General features: G+C 70.6%; 18 protein-coding genes. 7 read left to right on the plus strand and 11 right to left on the minus strand.

Going from position 1 to position 16065, the window contains the following annotated elements:
• Positions 1 to 31 precede the first annotated feature (31 nt).
• Positions 32 to 643, plus strand: a complete 612-nt coding sequence (locus tag FG154_RS04880) for a hypothetical protein (protein ID WP_145104842.1) — start codon at positions 32 to 34, stop codon at positions 641 to 643.
• Between the two features lie 10 nt (positions 644 to 653).
• On the opposite strand, the gene FG154_RS04885 is transcribed toward FG154_RS04880, so the two are convergent.
• Positions 654 to 986 carry an AzlD domain-containing protein gene (locus tag FG154_RS04885; protein WP_011909416.1) on the minus strand — a complete coding sequence of 111 codons (333 nt, stop codon included), beginning with the start codon at positions 984 to 986 and terminating at the stop codon, positions 654 to 656.
• The gene (locus FG154_RS04890; RefSeq protein WP_145104844.1) at positions 983 to 1690 is read right to left on the minus strand and encodes an AzlC family ABC transporter permease; all 708 of its coding nucleotides are present in this window, start codon (positions 1688 to 1690) and stop codon (positions 983 to 985) included. Before FG154_RS04890 ends, FG154_RS04885 begins: the two co-directional genes overlap by 4 nt.
• Positions 1691 to 1766: 76 nt before the next feature.
• Here FG154_RS04890 and mobA point away from each other — a divergent pair, with 76 nt between their 5' ends.
• From mobA to FG154_RS04905, 3 genes are read left to right on the plus strand one after another with little or no spacing between them, the layout of a single operon-like run.
• Entirely contained in the window at positions 1767 to 2345 is a 579-nt protein-coding gene (gene mobA / locus FG154_RS04895; RefSeq protein WP_145104846.1) for a molybdenum cofactor guanylyltransferase MobA, read from the plus strand.
• Positions 2346 to 3704 carry a molybdopterin-guanine dinucleotide biosynthesis protein B gene (mobB, locus tag FG154_RS04900; protein WP_145104848.1) on the plus strand — a complete coding sequence of 453 codons (1359 nt, stop codon included), beginning with the start codon at positions 2346 to 2348 and terminating at the stop codon, positions 3702 to 3704.
• On the plus strand, positions 3701 to 4291 hold the full coding sequence (locus tag FG154_RS04905; protein WP_145104850.1) for a GNAT family N-acetyltransferase: 591 nt from the start codon (positions 3701 to 3703) through the stop codon (positions 4289 to 4291). Before mobB ends, FG154_RS04905 begins: the two co-directional genes overlap by 4 nt.
• 14 nt (positions 4292 to 4305) lie before the next feature.
• On the opposite strand, the gene FG154_RS04910 is transcribed toward FG154_RS04905, so the two are convergent.
• From FG154_RS04910 to FG154_RS04920, 3 genes are read right to left on the minus strand one after another with little or no spacing between them, the layout of a single operon-like run.
• The gene (locus tag FG154_RS04910) at positions 4306 to 5031 is read right to left on the minus strand and encodes a lysophospholipid acyltransferase family protein (RefSeq protein WP_145104852.1); all 726 of its coding nucleotides are present in this window, start codon (positions 5029 to 5031) and stop codon (positions 4306 to 4308) included.
• Positions 5031 to 5933: a cell division protein FtsX gene (locus FG154_RS04915; RefSeq protein WP_145104854.1), complete on the minus strand. Its 903-nt coding sequence runs from the start codon at positions 5931 to 5933 to the stop codon at positions 5031 to 5033. Before FG154_RS04915 ends, FG154_RS04910 begins: the two co-directional genes overlap by 1 nt.
• On the minus strand, positions 5930 to 6601 hold the full coding sequence (locus FG154_RS04920; RefSeq protein WP_011909409.1) for a cell division ATP-binding protein FtsE: 672 nt from the start codon (positions 6599 to 6601) through the stop codon (positions 5930 to 5932). Before FG154_RS04920 ends, FG154_RS04915 begins: the two co-directional genes overlap by 4 nt.
• Positions 6602 to 6764: 163 nt before the next feature.
• Between FG154_RS04920 and FG154_RS04925 the strand changes: the two genes are divergently transcribed.
• On the plus strand, positions 6765 to 7562 hold the full coding sequence (locus FG154_RS04925) for a zinc-ribbon domain-containing protein (protein WP_145104856.1): 798 nt from the start codon (positions 6765 to 6767) through the stop codon (positions 7560 to 7562).
• A 68-nt stretch (positions 7563 to 7630) separates the two neighbouring features.
• Here the strand turns inward: FG154_RS04925 and FG154_RS04930 are convergent, their stop codons facing one another.
• The 5 genes from FG154_RS04930 to argH all read right to left on the minus strand — a co-directional run bounded on the left by FG154_RS04930 (position 7631) and on the right by argH (position 13564).
• Positions 7631 to 10129 (minus strand): TIGR02302 family protein, encoded by a 2499-nt coding sequence (locus FG154_RS04930; RefSeq protein WP_145104858.1) that lies wholly within the window; start codon positions 10127 to 10129, stop codon positions 7631 to 7633.
• A gap of 28 nt (positions 10130 to 10157) precedes the next feature.
• Positions 10158 to 11423 carry a diaminopimelate decarboxylase gene (gene lysA, locus FG154_RS04935; protein ID WP_145104860.1) on the minus strand — a complete coding sequence of 422 codons (1266 nt, stop codon included), beginning with the start codon at positions 11421 to 11423 and terminating at the stop codon, positions 10158 to 10160.
• 36 nt (positions 11424 to 11459) lie between these two features.
• Positions 11460 to 11777: a DUF2834 domain-containing protein gene (locus FG154_RS04940; protein WP_145104862.1), complete on the minus strand. Its 318-nt coding sequence runs from the start codon at positions 11775 to 11777 to the stop codon at positions 11460 to 11462.
• A 225-nt stretch (positions 11778 to 12002) separates the two neighbouring features.
• Complete coding sequence (locus tag FG154_RS04950) at positions 12003 to 12152, minus strand: argininosuccinate lyase (RefSeq protein WP_145104866.1); 150 nt, start codon at positions 12150 to 12152, stop codon at positions 12003 to 12005.
• Entirely contained in the window at positions 12149 to 13564 is a 1416-nt protein-coding gene (argH, locus tag FG154_RS04955; protein ID WP_145104868.1) for an argininosuccinate lyase, read from the minus strand. The genes FG154_RS04950 and argH overlap by 4 nt, the downstream gene beginning before the upstream one ends.
• Positions 13565 to 13585: 21 nt before the next feature.
• Between argH and FG154_RS04960 the strand changes: the two genes are divergently transcribed.
• Together FG154_RS04960 and mscL are read left to right on the plus strand one after the other, a co-directional pair.
• A complete protein-coding gene (locus tag FG154_RS04960; RefSeq protein ID WP_145104870.1) occupies positions 13586 to 14137 on the plus strand; it encodes a TlpA disulfide reductase family protein in 552 nt (183 codons plus the stop codon).
• Between the two features lie 101 nt (positions 14138 to 14238).
• A complete protein-coding gene (gene mscL / locus FG154_RS04965; RefSeq protein WP_145104872.1) occupies positions 14239 to 14679 on the plus strand; it encodes a large conductance mechanosensitive channel protein MscL in 441 nt (146 codons plus the stop codon).
• Positions 14680 to 14704: 25 nt separating this feature from the next.
• Here mscL and ald read toward each other — a convergent pair whose 3' ends face one another.
• Positions 14705 to 15823, minus strand: a complete 1119-nt coding sequence (gene ald, locus FG154_RS04970) for an alanine dehydrogenase (RefSeq protein WP_145104874.1) — start codon at positions 15821 to 15823, stop codon at positions 14705 to 14707.
• Positions 15824 to 16065: the final 242 nt, after the last annotated feature.

Consider the following 16065-nt stretch of genomic DNA (forward strand, 5'->3'; position numbering starts at 1 on the left):
GCCTCCCGCGGCGACGCACACCGGACAGATCATGCGCCATTTCCTCTTCTGCGTCGCCTTCCTGGCGCTGGCCGCCTGTGGCGGTGCCGAGCCCGTCTGGGCGCCGGACGACCAGGTGACCCGCGCCCGGTTCGTCTCGGGCGAGCCGACCTCGATCACCCTCTTCACCGTGACGCGGGTGAAGGACGGGGCGGGGGCCCATTCGGGGCTGCTGATCAACGGCTCGCAGGTGATCATGTTCGATCCCGCGGGCAGCTGGCACCATCCCGCGCTGCCCGAGCGGAACGACGTCCATTTCGGCGTGACGCCGAAGGTCGTGTCCTTCTACATCGACTATCACGCGCGCGAGACCTTTGACGTCCACGAGCAGACGGTTCTGGTCTCGCCCGAGATCGCCGAGACGGTGATGCGGCGGGCGATGGCCTATGGCGCGGTGCCCAAGGCCAACTGCACGCGCGCGATCTCGACCATCCTGCACGGCACGCCGGGCCTGGAGCAGGTCGGCGTGACATGGTTCCCGAACCGGCTCAGGGCGGAGTTCGCCAAGCTGCCGGGCGTCACCACCCGCACCATCCGCGACGACGATGCCGACGACAATCACGGCGTGCTGATCGTGCAGCAGGGCGATCCGCGGCTGGGCTGACGGGCCGCTCTCAGAGCCCCATCAGCCAGGGCGTGAGGTAGAGCACCGCCGCCCCACCGAAGATCGCGGCGAACACGTTGCGCGTCACGAGCCCGACCCCGACCGTCGCGATGGCGGCGGCCAGACGTGCGGGGTCGGTGACGCCCCCGGTGGCCGGCGGCCAGAGGACGAGCGGCGCCACCAGCCCCGGCAGGACCGCCACGGGCGTGTAGCGCAGCAGCCGCAGCGCCCAGACCGGCAGCGACCGGCTGCCGATCAGCCCGAGGAAGGAAAAGCGCAACAGGAACGTGCCGAGGCCCAGCACGATCATCACGGTCCAGACCTGGGTGGTGTTCTCGATCATGCGACGCGCCTCCGTTCCGTCCAGGCCTCGACCTGCGCCCCCGTCACCATCGCGGCCATCGCGGCCACCAGAAGTCCGCCGTTGTAGGGAATGAAGGCCAGCGCCAGCGACAGGGCCACCGACACGCCCGCCGCGGCGATATGGGCCGGGGTGCGCAACAGCGGCGCGATCATGGCAAGGAAGGTGATCGGCACCGCGAAATCGAGCGCGAACTCGGGCGGGATCCGGGTGCCGAGCCTGGCGCCGGCGTAGGTTGCCGCATACCACAGCGGGCAGATCGGCAGCACCGTGCCGAAGAAGAAGGCGACCTTCTCGCCGAGGCTCTGCTGCGGCTTCCGCTCGTATTCGATCATCGAGGCGGCGTAGGTCTGGTCCACGAGGCAATAGGCGATCAGCGCCCGCATCCCGGTGGGGGCCTTGCCCAGATGGGGCGTGAGCGAGGCCGAATACATCGCCATCCGCAGGTTCACCGCCAGCGAGGTGGCGAGGATGATCAGCGTCGGCGCATGGTCGGCCATCATCTGCACGGCTGCGAACTGCGCCGCGCCCGCGATGACGATGATGGAAAAGCCCATGACCTCGACGATGTCGAGCCCGGCCTCGGTGCCCACCACGCCGAACAGCAGCCCGAAGGGCGCGATCACCAGCGAGAAGGGCAGGGCGGCCCACAGGCCGCGCAGGAAGGCGGAACGTCGGATGGACATGGCAGGAACCTTCGGGTTGTCGGCCGCGACTCTTGCGCTTAGGGCTTCTCGCCGGGCGATGCAATCGGAGGCTGAGATGAGGCTTTACGGTCTGATCCTTGCGGGCGGGCAGGGGCGGCGCATGGGCGGCACGGACAAAGCCTTCGTGCCGCTGGCGGGCCGGCCCCTTGTGCGGCATGTGGCCGAGCGGCTGGCCCCGCAGGTCGAGGAACTGGCCATCAGCGCCAACGGCGATCCCGCGCGCTTCGCGGCGCTCGGGTTGCCGGTCCTGCCGGACGCCCATCCGCAGGGGCCACTGTCGGGCGTGCTTGCGGGGCTGCGGTGGGCCGCGGCCGCGGGGGCGGATGCGCTGGTCACGGCGCCGGTGGACACGCCCTTCCTGCCCGGCGATCTGGCGCCGAGGCTCTGGCTGGCGGGCGACGGCGGCTGCGCGGTGGCCGAGGCGGGCGGGCGCACCCACCCGGCCTGCGGCCTCTGGCCCGTGGCGCTGGCCGAGGATCTTGACCGCTGGCTCGCGTCGGGCGAGGCGCGGGTGATGGGCTTCGCGGCGCGGCATGGGGCCGCACGGGCTGGATTTCCCGATGAAAACGCCTTCCTGAACCTCAACGCGCCCGAGGATCTCGCGCGCGCCGAATCGTTGCTGCGGAAAGGGTGAATGAGGATCTACGGGATCATCGGCTGGAAGGGCGCGGGCAAGACCTGCCTCGTGGAGCGGCTGGTTGCCGCCATCGGCGCGCGCGGCTTCAGTGTCTCGACGGTCAAGCACAGCCATCATGACGTGGATCCCGACCGGCCCGGCAGCGACAGCCACCGCCATCGGATCGCGGGCGCCTCCGAGGTGGTGCTGGCCGGGCCCGGCCGCTTTGTTCTCACGCACGAACACCGGGGCGAGGCCCCCCGTCTGGCGGCCATCCTCGACCGCATGGCGCCGGTCGATCTGGTGCTGGTCGAGGGGTTCAAGACCGAGCCCCATCCCAGGATCGAGGTCTTCCGCGAGGGCGCGGGCCATGCACTCATCCAGCCCGAGGACCCTTGGGTGCGCGCCGTGGCCAGCGACGCCGCGCTTGCGCTTCCGGTGCCGGTGCTGGACCTCGACGACACCGAGGCGGTGGCGGATTTCATCCTGAAGGATTCGGGGCTCGTGCGGTCGGGCTTCGACACGGTGATCGCGGTGGACTGGTCGGGCGCCTCGGTGCCCTCGCCGCGCAAGCCCTCGTCGGACGCGATCTGGATCGGCGTGGCCTCGCCCCTTGGCGAGACGGTCAGCTACCACCGCACGCGCGCCGATGCCGAGGCGCATCTGAACGACCTCTTCGCCTTCGAGCTGGTCGCGGGGCGGCGGGTGCTGGCGGGGTTCGACTTCCCCTTCGGCTATCCCGAGGGCTTTGCCCCCCGTCTGACGGGCGAGGCCTTCGCGCCCGCGCTCTGGGAGTGGCTCGAGGCCCGGATCGAGGACGGGCCGGACAACGCCAACAACCGCTTCCAGCTGGCCGACCGGATCAACGCCGACTTTCCCGGCGAGGGGCCCTTCTGGGGCCGGCCGGGCGGGCTCGATCTGGCCCATCTGCCCGACCGCAAGCTCTGCGACCATGCCGCGCTCGGCCTGGCCGAGCGGCGCCGGGTGGAACTGGCCGTGCCCAGGGCCCATCCGGTCTGGAAGCTCTACACCACCGGCTCGGTCGGCTCGCAGGCGCTGCTCGGACTGCCGGTGATCTCGCGGTTGCGCCGCCGCTTCCACGCGCAGGCCTGGCCGTTCGAGCCGGCCTCGGGGCCGCTCGTGGTGGCCGAGATCTACCCGTCGCTCCTCGGGCCCGCCATCGCCAAGGCCACCCGCGACGGCGAGATCAAGGATTCCGCGCAGGTGCGGCTGATGGCGCGCGCGCTCTGGCGCATGGCGCGGGACGGCTCGCTCTCCGAGCTGCTCGAGGATGTGCCCGACTGGCCCGGACGCCGGGAAGAGGGCTGGATCCTCGGCGCGGGCCACGCCGACCAGCTTCGGCTGGCCCTGATATGAGGATCGAACTCAGGCGCGGCTTGCCGTCGGGGCAGAGGCGGCTGGCGGCCGAACTCTACTGGCAGGCCTTCGGCGGCAAGCTCGACCGGGTGATGGGCCCCGAGCCCCGGGCGCTGGCCTTCCTCGAGCGGGTGATGCGGGCCGATCATGCAATCGCCGCCCTCGACGGTGAGGGGCGGTTGCAGGGGCTCGCGGGCTTCAAGACGCCCGCGGGCGGGTTCGCCGGTGGCACCTTCGCCGACATGCGTGCGGTCTATGGCGTCTGGGGCGGAACCTGGCGCGCGCTGATCCTGCGCGCGCTTCAGAGCGAGGTGGACAATGACCGCTTCCTGCTCGACGGGATCTGCGTCGCGCGCGACATGCGCAGCCAGGGGATCGGCAGCGCGCTTCTGGCCGAGATCTGCGACGAGGCGCGGCGGCGCGGCTACGCGTCCGTCCGGCTCGACGTGATCGACAGCAACTGGCGCGCCCGCGCCCTTTACGAGCGGCAGGGGTTCGTTGCGATCCGCAGCCACGGGATCGGGGCCCTGCGCCATGTCTTCGGCTTCAAGGCCGCCATCACCATGGTGAGGCCGGCCGGCCGCTGACCGCCAAGGCTGCCTCAGTCCGCCCGCGCCTCGGCGATCAGCCGGTTCGAGGCGGTCTCGATTGCGCCTTCAAGCTCGACCATGAAGGTCGCGGCCGTGTGGCCCGGCGGGATCGGCGGCAGGAACTCGATCACCGCGGTGCCCGGACGCCGGTAGATCCCGTGCCGGGGCCAGAACACCCCCACGTTCGCCGCCACCGGATAGCAGTCCTGCTCGAGCTGCGCATAGAGCGCGGCGGTGCCCATCTTGTAGGGCAGATGCCGGCCCGGCGCCACGCGGGTGCCCTGCGGATAGATGATCAGTTGCCCCGGCGTGGCGCGGCCCTTCTCGACATCGGCCATCATCCTCTTGATCGCCACACCGCGCTTGCCGCGATCGAGGGGAATGAAGCCCGCCTTGATCGCCATCCAGCCCATCAGCGGGATCCAGGCCAGCTGCTTCTTCATGATGAAGCGCGGCGCCGGCAGCACCGAGAAGAGCAGGATGGAATCGAGGAAGCTCTGGTGCTTCGAGGCGATGAGCGCGGCGCCCGTCGGCACCTCTCCGCGGACCTCGGTCTTCAGGCCCGCGATCCAGCGCAGGATGAACCGCGTCCAGCGCGCAAAGAGCCGCATCCAGACCGGCGCCCATTTCGGATCCACCAGCACCAGCGGCGTGAAGGCCAGCGCGAGGGCGATCATCGAGACATACATCACGATGTTGAAGAGGATCGACCGGATCCATTGCAGCGCGGTGCGCATCAGGTGAGTTCCTTGAGCTTGCGGAAGGCGGCGGCGCGGGTGGCGAGAAAGGCGGTGACGGCGGCCACGGGTGGCAGCAGCAACGGCAGGAGCCAGCCCGCGCCCTGAAAGCCCAGCCCAGTAAGGAAGCCGCCCGCCGCATCGGCCGAGGGCAGCAGCGCCACGGCAAGCAGCCCCGCCCCCGTGCCCACCGCCGCGCCGGCCAGCGCGCGCAGCGTGAAGCGGCGCACGAAGGCCCGCGCGATGTAGATGTCGCGCGCCCCCACGAGGCGCAGCACGCCGATCACCTTGGCGTTGGCGGCCAGCGACGCATGGGCGGCCAGCGTGATCATTGCGGCCGTGCTCGCGAGGATCAGAAGGATCGACACCCCCCCCAGCAGCCTGAGCCGCGACGCCGCGATGGCCAGCGGCTGGCGCCAGCGCAGGTGATCGTCAAGCACCGCGCCCGGCGCCTCGGCCGCCAGCCTCTGGCGCAGGCCCTGCGCGTCGTAGCCCTCGCCCTCCTCCTGCAGCTCGATCAGCCGCGGGATCGGCAGCGTGTCGAGCGGCAGGTCCGAGCCGAACCAGGGCTCGAGCAGCGCATGTTCCTCGGCGTCCGTCAGCGCCCGCGCCGAGGCGACGCCCGGCGTCGTGGCCAGCAGGTCGAGAACGGCGCGCGTCTGCAGCTCCATCTGCTCTTCCGGGGCCGAGATGCGGATCGTGGCCGTCCGCTCCAGCGCCTCGCCCCAGCGATCCGCAAGCCGCCCCGCCGCCAGCGACAGGGCGAGCGCGAAGACGGCAAGAAAGGCCATGGTTCCGGCCGTGAACCCCGTGAGCCAGGCCGTGTGGCCCGAGGGCGGCACCACCCGGTCCGCCTGCCGGTCCGGCGTGGCGATCTCGCTCAGCAGCTCGCGCAGCGTCACAGGTCGGCCCCCGCAAGCTGGATGCGCCGGTTCGAGATCCGCAGCACCCGCGCCGCCACCTGCTGCTTGGCGTTGCGGATCAGGTTGAGATCGTGGGTCGCGACCAGGATCGTGGTCCCCATCCGGTTCAGCTCGACCAGCAGTTTCAAGAGCCGCAGCGACATCTCCCAGTCGAGGTTTCCGGTGGGCTCGTCCGCCAGAAGCACGTCGGGCGAGGTGATGATGGCCCGTGCCACGGCGGCCCGCTGCCGCTCGCCCCCCGACAAGGCGGGCGGCAGCGCATCCGCCAACTGCCCGAGGCCGACCCAGGCCATCAGGTCGGCCAGATCCTGCGCGTTCGTCTCGCGCCCCGTGACCGCAAGCGGCAGGGTGACGTTCGCCGCCAGCGGCAGGTGGTCGAGGAACTGGCAGTCCTGATGGACCACGCCCACGCGCCGACGCATCCTGGCCACCTCGTCCCGGCCGAGGCTGCGCACCTCGCGGTCGAAGATGGTGACGCTGCCGGCCGTCGGCAGCAGTTCGGCGTAGCAGAGCTTGAGGAAGGTGGACTTGCCCGACCCGGAAGGCCCGGTCAGGAAATGGAACGACCCCGGCGTGAGACGCAGCGAGATCTCCGACAGGAGTTCCCCCCCGCCGTAACTGTAGGCGACATTGTCGAAGGCGATCACGCCTGCACTCTCCTCGGGTCCCCGCGATGCGGCCGCAGTCTTAACCGACCTGTGCGCGGTTTCAATGCGGCTCGGTGCGGCGCGGGCCGCAAAGGCTTGGATGGGCCGACCAACGGCGCTACAAGATGGGGCAAGAACCAGAACATGCGGCAGGAAGAGGGACATGCGGCTGATTTGCCCGAATTGCGATGCGCAATACGAGGTGTCCGATGATGCCATCCCGCCGGAGGGGCGGGATGTCCAGTGCTCCAACTGCGGCCACGGCTGGTTCCATCGCCCGGTCTCGCTGACTCCCGCGTCAGAGGCCGAGCACCCGGTCCCCCTGGCCCCCCCGCCAGAGGCGGCGCCGCCGTCCCCCGCATCCGTGCCGCATCCCGCGGCGCCCCTGCCGCCGCTCCCCGATGAGGAGGAGGAGGACGCGGGCTTTCCCGAACCTGCACCCGTCGCGCCGCCCAGCCGCAGCCTCGACAAGGGCCTCCTGGCCGTCCTGCGCGAAGAGGCCGAACTGGCCGCCCGCCAGCGCGAGGCCGAGGTGACCGGTCCGCCAGCCATGCGGCCGGAACCGGCGCCCGAGCCGGCCCCCTCTGCCGCGCCAGCCGCGCCCCCGCCGCCCGAGCCGGCCCTCGCGGAACCCATGCCGCGCCCGCGCCGCGATCTTCTCCCCGACATCGAGGAGATCAATTCCAGCCTCAGGTCGAACGCCGCCCGCCCCGCCGAGGATCTCCTGCCCGCACCCGCGCCGGTTCGCCCGTCGCGCGCGGCCCATCGCGCCGGTTTCTTCCTGATGATCTTTGCCGCGCTGATGCTCGCGCTGGCCTATGTCATGGCGCCCCGGATCGCGGCCGAGATCCCCGGCGCGGAGCCCGCCCTGCGCCGCTACGTGGCGGGGGTGGACGAGGCGCGGCTCCTCCTCGACCGGCTGCTGCGCGCGGCGGCCGACCAACTCCGCGGCGGCGCCTGACAGGCCGTCCCTTCACTCTGTGAAAATATCCTCGGGGGGTGCGGGGGGCAGACAGCCCCCCGCTTCCGTCAGTACATGTCGAGCAACCGGCGCAGATACTCGCGCTCGATCTCGGGCCGCGAAAGATCGCCCGAGCGGCGCCGGATCTCGTCCAGCAGATCCTGCGCCCGGCGATAGACATCCTCTCCCTGCAGCATGTTGCGGTCCGAGCCGATCCGGCCGGTCTCGCCCGGCTCGCGGCCCAGCGGATCGCGCTGGCTGTTCGGATCCGCCCGGCCGAAGGCCTCGCCCTGGCCGTCGCCGTTCTGCTGGCGCTGCTCCTCGGCCATGGCCTCGCCCAGCTCCCGCATCCCCTCGCGCAGCCGTTCCATCGCCTCGGCCTGCCGGTCGAGCGCGCCGGGCATGTCGCCCTCGCGCAGGGCCCGCTCGGCCTCACGCATCGCCCGGCCCGCCTCGTCGAGCGAGCGGCGGCCGCTCTCGCCGCGCTCGCTGCCCTGCCCGGGCAGGTCGCCCCGCTGCGTCCCGTTCAGCCGGTCGCCCAGTTCGCGCTGGCGGTCGGCGAGGCTGCGGCCGTCCTGGCCCTCACCCTCACCCTCGCCCTCCTCGCCGCCGCGGGGCTGGCCGTTCGGCCCGCGCTGCAACTGGCGGAAGGATTCGTCCGACAGGCCCTGCTGGTCGCGCAGCGTCTCGGACAGGTCCCGCATCGCCTGGCTGCCCTGCCCCTGGCCCTGGCCTTCGCCCATCGTGACCTGCATGTTCTCCATCAGCTGACGCATCATCTCCATCAGCTCGGCCGCTTCGGCCATCCGGCCCTGCTCCATCAGCTCCTGCAGCTTGTCGAGCATCTCCTGCAGCTGGTCGCCGGACATCTCCATCGTCTGCCGGTTCTCGGACTGCTGCTGGTCGGGGTTGCGCATCGCCTCTTCGGCCAGCTCGCGCATGTAATTCTCGAGCGCCTGCCGCATCTCGTCCATGAGGCGCTGGATCTCGTCGGGCGAGGCGCCGTTGCGGATCGCCTCGTCCAGCCGGTCCTGCGCGCGCCGCAGCGCCTCGAGTGCCGAGGCGAGATCGCCTTCCTCGACCATCAGGGCGATCTCCCAGAGCTGCTCGGCGATCTCGTCGCGCAGCGCCGGCGCAAGGGTGGCGGCCTCGGCGTCCAAGCTCCGCATCAGCACCCGCGTGCGCAGGAAGGCGCCCTCGTTGCGGAAGAGACCGGCGGGCGCATGGGTGACGGCATGGAGGATCTGCGCCGTCCGCGGACCGTTTGCCCGATTCCAGAGCAGGTCACGCCGCAGCTCGATCAGCGCCGCGGCCAGCGGGTCGAAGAAGCGCCGGCCCGGCAGTACCACCTTCAGCGGCTCGGCCCGGCCCTCCTGCATCGCCGCATCGGTCACCGTCAGGTTCAGCACCACGGGCAGGTTGGCGAACGGATGCCTGGCCAGATCCTCGACCAGCGTCTCGGTGAACTCGGCCCGGCTGCCCGAGATCGGCAGCGGCAGGTCGAGCGTCACCGGCTCGCGCGGTTCCGGCTCGATCGTCAGGCCGAAGCGGCGATCCACGGCGGGCAGGTCGAGCAGGATCGTCGCCTGCCCGCCGGTCACGCCGTAATCGTCCTGCGCCGAGAACGAGAGCTTCATCTGCCCGTCCGCCTCGCGCTCCATGTTGCCGTCGGCGGTGACGAGCGGCGGGCGATCGGCCAGGGCCATCACCTTCCAGGCGCGGCCGGCGGGACCGTCGATCGTCACGGCGCCGTTCTGGCGCACCTCGACATCCTGCGCGGGGCCGGCCGGGGCCTCGCCCGCCGGACGGCCCGAGACGCTCTCGCTGACGCTCAGCGATCCCACCTCGCCATAGAGGCGGATCTGCAGCCGGCTGCCCACGGGCAGCGTGATCTCGGGCGCGTCGATGTCATTGAGATAGAGCGAGGGTTTGCCGGTGTAGGAGGGGGGCTGCGCCCAGGCCTCCCAGCTCGGCCCGACCATCGCCTCGGCCCCGCTTCCGGCAAGCCCCGTCACCGAAGCCACGCGCCAGACCGAGCCGAACATCAGCGCCACCACCAGCGCCGTCAGCGCCAGGTAGCGCAGCGCGAACGGATCGCGGCGGGCAAGCCGCAGGTCCGGCGGGACCGGCCGGGCGAGGGCCGCGCGTTCCGCCATCCGGCGGCGATGGGTCTCCCAGATCGCGCGTGACCAGGGATCGGCGCTGCCGATGGCCTGCGCGTCGGTCATGGAGGAGATCGGCCGGCCCGGCAGCGAAGCGTCGAGACGCGCCAGCGCCTCCGCCCGGCCGGGTCTGCGGAAGGTCCGCAGGCCGAAGCCCGCGGCGAGCAGTGCCCCGATGCCCGTCGCCGCCAGCCCACCCTGCACCCACTCGAGCGGCAGGGCATCCTGCACCCCGAGGACCAGCGCCGCCAGCGCGGCGATCAGGATCGTCCAGACCGGCCAGAAGCCGCGCGCAAGCCGCTCGGCCCAGAGCCCCGCCCACGTCAGGCGGAGCGGCCAGATCAGACGGGCAAGGGCCGTCTCGGTCGCGGGATCCGGGGCGGTGTCGCGGTTCTTCTGGGCCATGCGCCTCGCCTGACTGAGGCTGCGCGCGTCACAGCCATTCAGGGATGCTATCGCGCCTCAGCATTTCGTCAAACGTCGGTCTCGCCCGTATGACGGCGAAGTGATCCCCGCGCACCAGCACCTCGGGCACCAGTGGGCGCGAGTTGTATTCCGAGGCCATCACCGCGCCGTAGGCGCCGGCCGAGCGGAAGGCCACGAGATCGCCCTCGGACATGGGCGGCAGCGGACGCGCCTTGGCGAAAGTGTCGCCCGTCTCGCAGATCGGGCCCACGACGTCATAGGGCTGGCCCTTGGTGCCCGGCGCGGCCTCGGCCACCGGCACGATGTCGTGGTGCGCGCCATACATCGAGGGCCGCACGAGATCGTTCATCGCCGCGTCGAGGATCAGGAAGTCGCGCCCCTCGCCGTTCTTGACATAGATGACCCGGCTGACCAGCACACCCGAATTGCCCGAGATCAGCCGCCCCGGCTCGATCTCGATCTCGCAGCCGAGATGCCCGACGGTACGCTTGATGAGCGCGCCGTAATCGGTGGGCAGGGGAGGGGCCTCGTTCGAGCGGGTGTAGGGGATGCCGAGGCCCCCGCCAAGATCGAGCCGGCGGATCTCGTGGCCCTCGGCGCGCAGGCGTCCGGTCAGGTCGGCGACCTTGAGGTAGGCCTGCTCGAACGGTTCGAGTTCGGTCAGCTGCGAGCCGATGTGCACGTCGATGCCCACGACCTCCAGCCCCGGCAGGGCCGCCGCCTCGGCATAGACCTCGGAGGCGCGCGCGATCGGGATGCCGAACTTGTTTTCCTTCTTGCCGGTGGCGATCTTCTCGTGCGTGCGGGCATCCACATCCGGGTTCACCCGGACGGCGATCGGCGCGCGCAGGCCCATCGAGGCCGCCACCTCGGACAGCGCCCGCATCTCGGGCTCGGACTCCACGTTGAACTGGCGGATCCCGCCTTCGAGCGCGAGGCGCATCTCCTCGCGCGTCTTGCCCACGCCCGAGAAGACGATGCGCTCGCCCGGCACGCCGGCGGCGCGCGCGCGCAGATATTCCCCGCCCGAGACCACATCCATCCCCGCGCCGAGATCGCCCAGCAGCTTGAGCACCGCAAGGTTCGACAGCGACTTGATGGCGAAGCAGACCATGTGCGGCAGCGGGGTCAGCGCCTCGGTGAAGAGCCGGTAGTGCCGCTCGAGCGTGGCCGCCGAATAGCAGTAGAAGGGGGTGCCGACGGTGGCGGCGATATCGGCCAGCGGCACCTCTTCGGCGTGGAGCGACCCGTTGCGGTAGAGGAAATGGTCCATGATGTCTCGGTCTCGTGGGTCGGAAGGGCCGCAGCCTCAGGTGGCGGGGCGCGAACGGAGGAACAGATAGAGCGGCAACCCGCACGAGACGCCGATCAGGAAGGTGGCCGGGATGGCCACCAGCCCGATCCATGCCCTGCGGGAGAAACACTCTGCGAGGATCCAGACCGTGAGCGTGATGGCCGCGATGGTCAGATCCCAGACGAGGCCCGTGGTCGAGGCGTTCACATACCAGGCGTCGATCAGGCCGCCGAACCCTTCGCCCGTCGTCACCATGTAGGAGACGAAGTGATACATCGGGTGGATGGCGCCCCAGATCGCGAGGGCCAGAAAGATCATGCGCAGCGGGGACATGTCAGAAAGCTCCTCCAACGGCGACGCCTACGTTTCCGATGCCCGTGCCCACCGAGGCGCCGTGCGGGGACACGCCGACGCTTGTTGCGCCCACGCGGGTGGACATGCGGGGATGGACGCTCACCCCTCCCGGTCCGACGCCGACGCCCAACCCGACATGCGGTGCATTCGGATCGGCGCAGGCGGCGAGCGCCAGCAGCAGGAGAAGCGCGCGGCCCATCCTGCTCAGTTGCTCCTGATGCCGAACTCGGCGGTGCCGCCGATCGTGAGACCGGGCTGAACCTCGACCGGCTGGTCGGTGCCGGGCCGCAGCGGCGGGCCATCAATGCCGCAGCCGGCCAGCGCGAGGACAAGAAGGATCAGCGGGGCTCTCATGCGGCGCCTCCCAGCAGCTCTTTCCAGCGCGCGGCCTGCGCGCGGACATTGTCGGGCGCGGTGCCGCCGTAGGAGGTGCGGCTGCGCACGGAATTCGCGACGCCGAGGACGGCGAACACATCCTCGCGGATGCCCGGATGGACCTCCTGCATCTCGGCCAGCGACAGGTCGGGCAGGTCGCAGCCGCGGGCCTCGGCGCGGGCGACGAGCGTGCCCGTCACATGGTGCGCGTCGCGGAAGGGCAGATCCAGCTCGCGCACCAGCCAGTCGGCGAGATCGGTCGCGGTCGAGAAGCCCGAGGCGGCGGCGGCGGCGAGGCTTTCGCGGTTGGCCTGCATGTCGGCCACCATGCCGGTCATGGCAGCCAGCCCCAGCATCAGCGTGTCGGCCGCGTCGAAGACCTGTTCCTTGTCTTCCTGCATGTCCTTGGAATAGGTCAGCGGCAGGCCCTTCATCACCGTGAAGAGCGCCACCGCCGCGCCCAGCACCCGGCCGAGCTTGGCGCGCAGCAGTTCCGCCGCGTCGGGGTTCTTCTTCTGCGGCATGATCGACGAGCCGGTGGTCCAGCGGTCGGACAGCCGGACGAACCGGAACTGCGCCGAGGACCAGATCACGAGCTCTTCGGCGAAGCGCGACAGATGCAGGGCGCAGATCGCCGAGGCCGACAGGAATTCCAGCGCGAAATCGCGATCCGAGACGGAATCGAGGCTGTTCGCCGTCGGCCGGTCGAAGCCGAGCGCCGCCGCCGTCATGTGCCGGTCGATGGGGAAGCCGGTCCCTGCCAGCGCAGCCGCCCCGAGCGGACATTCGTTCATCCGCGCGCGGGCATCGGCGAAGCGCGACCGGTCGCGGGCCAGCATCTCGACATAGGCCAGCATGTGATGGCCCCAGGTCACCGGCTGCGCCGTCTGCAGGTGGGTGAAGCCCGGCATCACCCAATCGGCCCCCGCCTCGGCCTGCGCGACGAAGGCCCGCATCAGCGCCTCGATGCCCGTGATGGCCGCGTCGCACTGGTCGCGGACCCACAGGCGGAAATCCACCGCCACCTGATCGTTGCGCGAGCGCGCGGTGTGCAGCCGGCCGGCGGGCTCGCCGATCAGCTCCTTCAGCCGAGCCTCCACATTCATGTGGATGTCCTCAAGCTCGACCCGGAACGGGAAGCCGCCCGCCTCGATCTCTGACAAGACGGTGAGAAGCCCTTCCCCGATCGCCTCGGCATCCCTAGAACTCAGGATGCCCTGCGCCGCGAGCATCGCGGCATGGGCGCGCGAGCCGCGGATATCCTGCGCGTAGAGCCGCTTGTCAAACCCGATCGAGGCGTTGATCGCCTGCATGATCGCGTCGGGGCCGGCGGCGAAGCGGCCGCCCCACATGGCGTTGGCGGCGGAGGAGGAAACGGGCGCGTCGGACATGGAAAGCCTTCGGGAGGTGGAATGCTGCGTCTGCTGTTTGCCGTGATCTACACGGCCTTGACCTTCGGTGCAAACGGCGCGGCGGCGGGGCCGGCCGAGGCGCGCACTCTCCTGGCCGGGGACATGAAGAAGCTCGTCATCCATTCCGAGGCCCGGCCGCTGCCCGAGGTGATGCTGGCCGATCTCGACGAGGCTCCGCGGTCGCTCTCGGACTGGCGCGGCCGGTGGGTGGTGGCGAACTTCTGGGCCACCTGGTGCGCCCCCTGCCGCGAGGAGATGCCGACGCTCGACCGGCTCGAGGCGGAGTTGGGCGGCGAGGGATTCTCGGTGGTCACGGTTGCCACCGGCCGCAACGCCGTGCCCGGCATCCGCAAGTTCTTCGAGGAGGCCGAGGTCACGCACCTGCCCGTGCTGCGCGATCCGAAGTCGGCCCTGGCCCGGCAGATCGGGGTGATGGGGCTGCCGGTGACGCTGGTCCTCGATCCCGAGGGGCGCGAGGTGGCGCGGCTCATCGGGGACGCCGACTGGGATTCGCCCGAGGCGATGGCCGTGCTCGGAGCGCTGATGCAGTGAGGCGGTCCGTCTGATCGCGGGCGTTTCCGTTCCGCCCCGTGGGTCGCTATGGTCGCGCGAGAGGCCGGAGCATCCTCCGGCCGCGACAGCAGGAGACGGGCATGACCATTCTCGACGAGTTCCGGTCCTTCATCGCCAAGGGCAACGTGATGGACATGGCAGTGGGCATCATCATAGGCGCGGCCTTCACCGGGATCGTCTCGAGCCTCGTGGCCGATCTGATCAACCCGGTCATCGGGCTCATCACCGGCGGGATCGACTTCTCGAACCTGTTCGTGAACCTCGGCGACGGCGACTACACGAGCCTCGCCGCCGCCCGTGAGGCGGGCGCGCCCGTCTTTGCCTACGGCGCCTTCATCACCGCGGTCATCAATTTCCTCATCATCGCCTGGGTCGTGTTCCTGCTGGTGAAGATGGTGAACCGGGTGAAGGAGACCGCCCTGCACAAGAGCCCGCCCGCGGCCGAGGCCGAGCCGGCCGGACCCACGCAGGAGCAGTTGCTGGCCGAGATCCGGGATCTTCTGAAAAACGCCGCGGCCTGACGACGGTCAGGCCGGGCCCCCGGTCTTACATCTTCAGCGCAAGCTGAGGCGACAGCACGTCGATTTCAAGCGCGCGTCCCACGGCGTAGTAGGTCAGATGCCCGGCGTGGGTGTTGAGGCCGGCCAGCAGATGCGGGTCCTCCTCGCAGGCGCGCTTCCACCCCTTGTCCGCGAGCGCGAGCAGGAAGGGCATGGTCGCGTTGCCGAGGGCGAGCGTCGAGGTGCGGGCCACCGCCCCCGGCATGTTGGCCACGCAGTAGTGCATCACCCCGTCCACCTCGTAGATCGGGTCCTGATGCGTGGTCGGGCGCGAGGTCTCGAAGCAGCCGCCCTGGTCGATCGCCACATCGACGATCGCAGCCCCCGGCTTCATCTCGGACAGTTGCGCCCGGCTCACCAGCCGGGGCGCGGCGGCGCCCGGGATCAGCACCGCCCCGATCACCAGATCGGCGCCGGTCACCTGCTCGGCGGTGTTGCCGCTCGAGGCGTAGGAGGTGCGAAAGAGCGTGCCGAACGCCTCGTCGAGCGCGCGGAGCCTCGGCAGCGAGCGGTCGAGCACGGTCACGTCGGCGCCCATGCCGGCGGCGATCCGCGCTGCATGGGTGCCGACCACGCCGCCCCCGATCACCACCACCTTCGCCGGGCCCACCCCCGGCACACCGCCGAGCAGGACTCCCCGCCCGCCGTTGGCCTTCTGCAAGGTCCAGGCGCCCACCTGCGGCGCGAGCCGGCCCGCCACCTCGGACATGGGCGCCAGAAGCGGCAGGCCGCCCCGTGCGTCGGTCACCGTCTCATAGGCGATGGCCGTGACGCCCGAGGCCAGCAGGTCGCGCGTCTGCTCGGGATCGGGCGCCAGATGCAGGTAGGTGAACAGCACCTGCCCCTCGCGCAGGCGCTTGCGCTCGACGGGCTGCGGCTCCTTTACCTTCACGATCAGGTCGGCCTCGGCGAAAAGCTCTTCGGCGGTGGAGACCAGACGGGCACCGGCGCCGCGGTAATCCTCGTCGGGAAAGCCCGAACCCGCGCCGGCCCCGGCTTCCACCAGCACCTCATGCCCGTGGGCCACGGCTTCGCGCGCGGCATGGGGCGTGAGACCCACGCGATATTCCTGCGGCTTGATCTCCCGCGGGCAGCCAATCCTCATGATCCTTCCTCCCTGATCATTTCCTTCGACCATGCACCCTGCGGCGCGGCGGTGCTTTGAAATCTCGCGTGACGACGCAGGGGCAGGGGGGTAGGATCTTTCGCAGAAACTTCCTCCAGCCGAAGAACCTTGTGAACTGGCCCCCGTTTCGACCGGACACTTGGGCATAACCATGGAGGCTCAGGTCTATGCCTGAGCACGTGCTTATGTCTGAGATAGAGATCATCACCGATGGCGGCCGT

The organism is Cereibacter sediminicola, assembly GCF_007668225.1.
In the GTDB taxonomy this organism is placed as follows: Bacteria; Pseudomonadota; Alphaproteobacteria; order Rhodobacterales; family Rhodobacteraceae; genus Cereibacter_A; species Cereibacter_A azotoformans.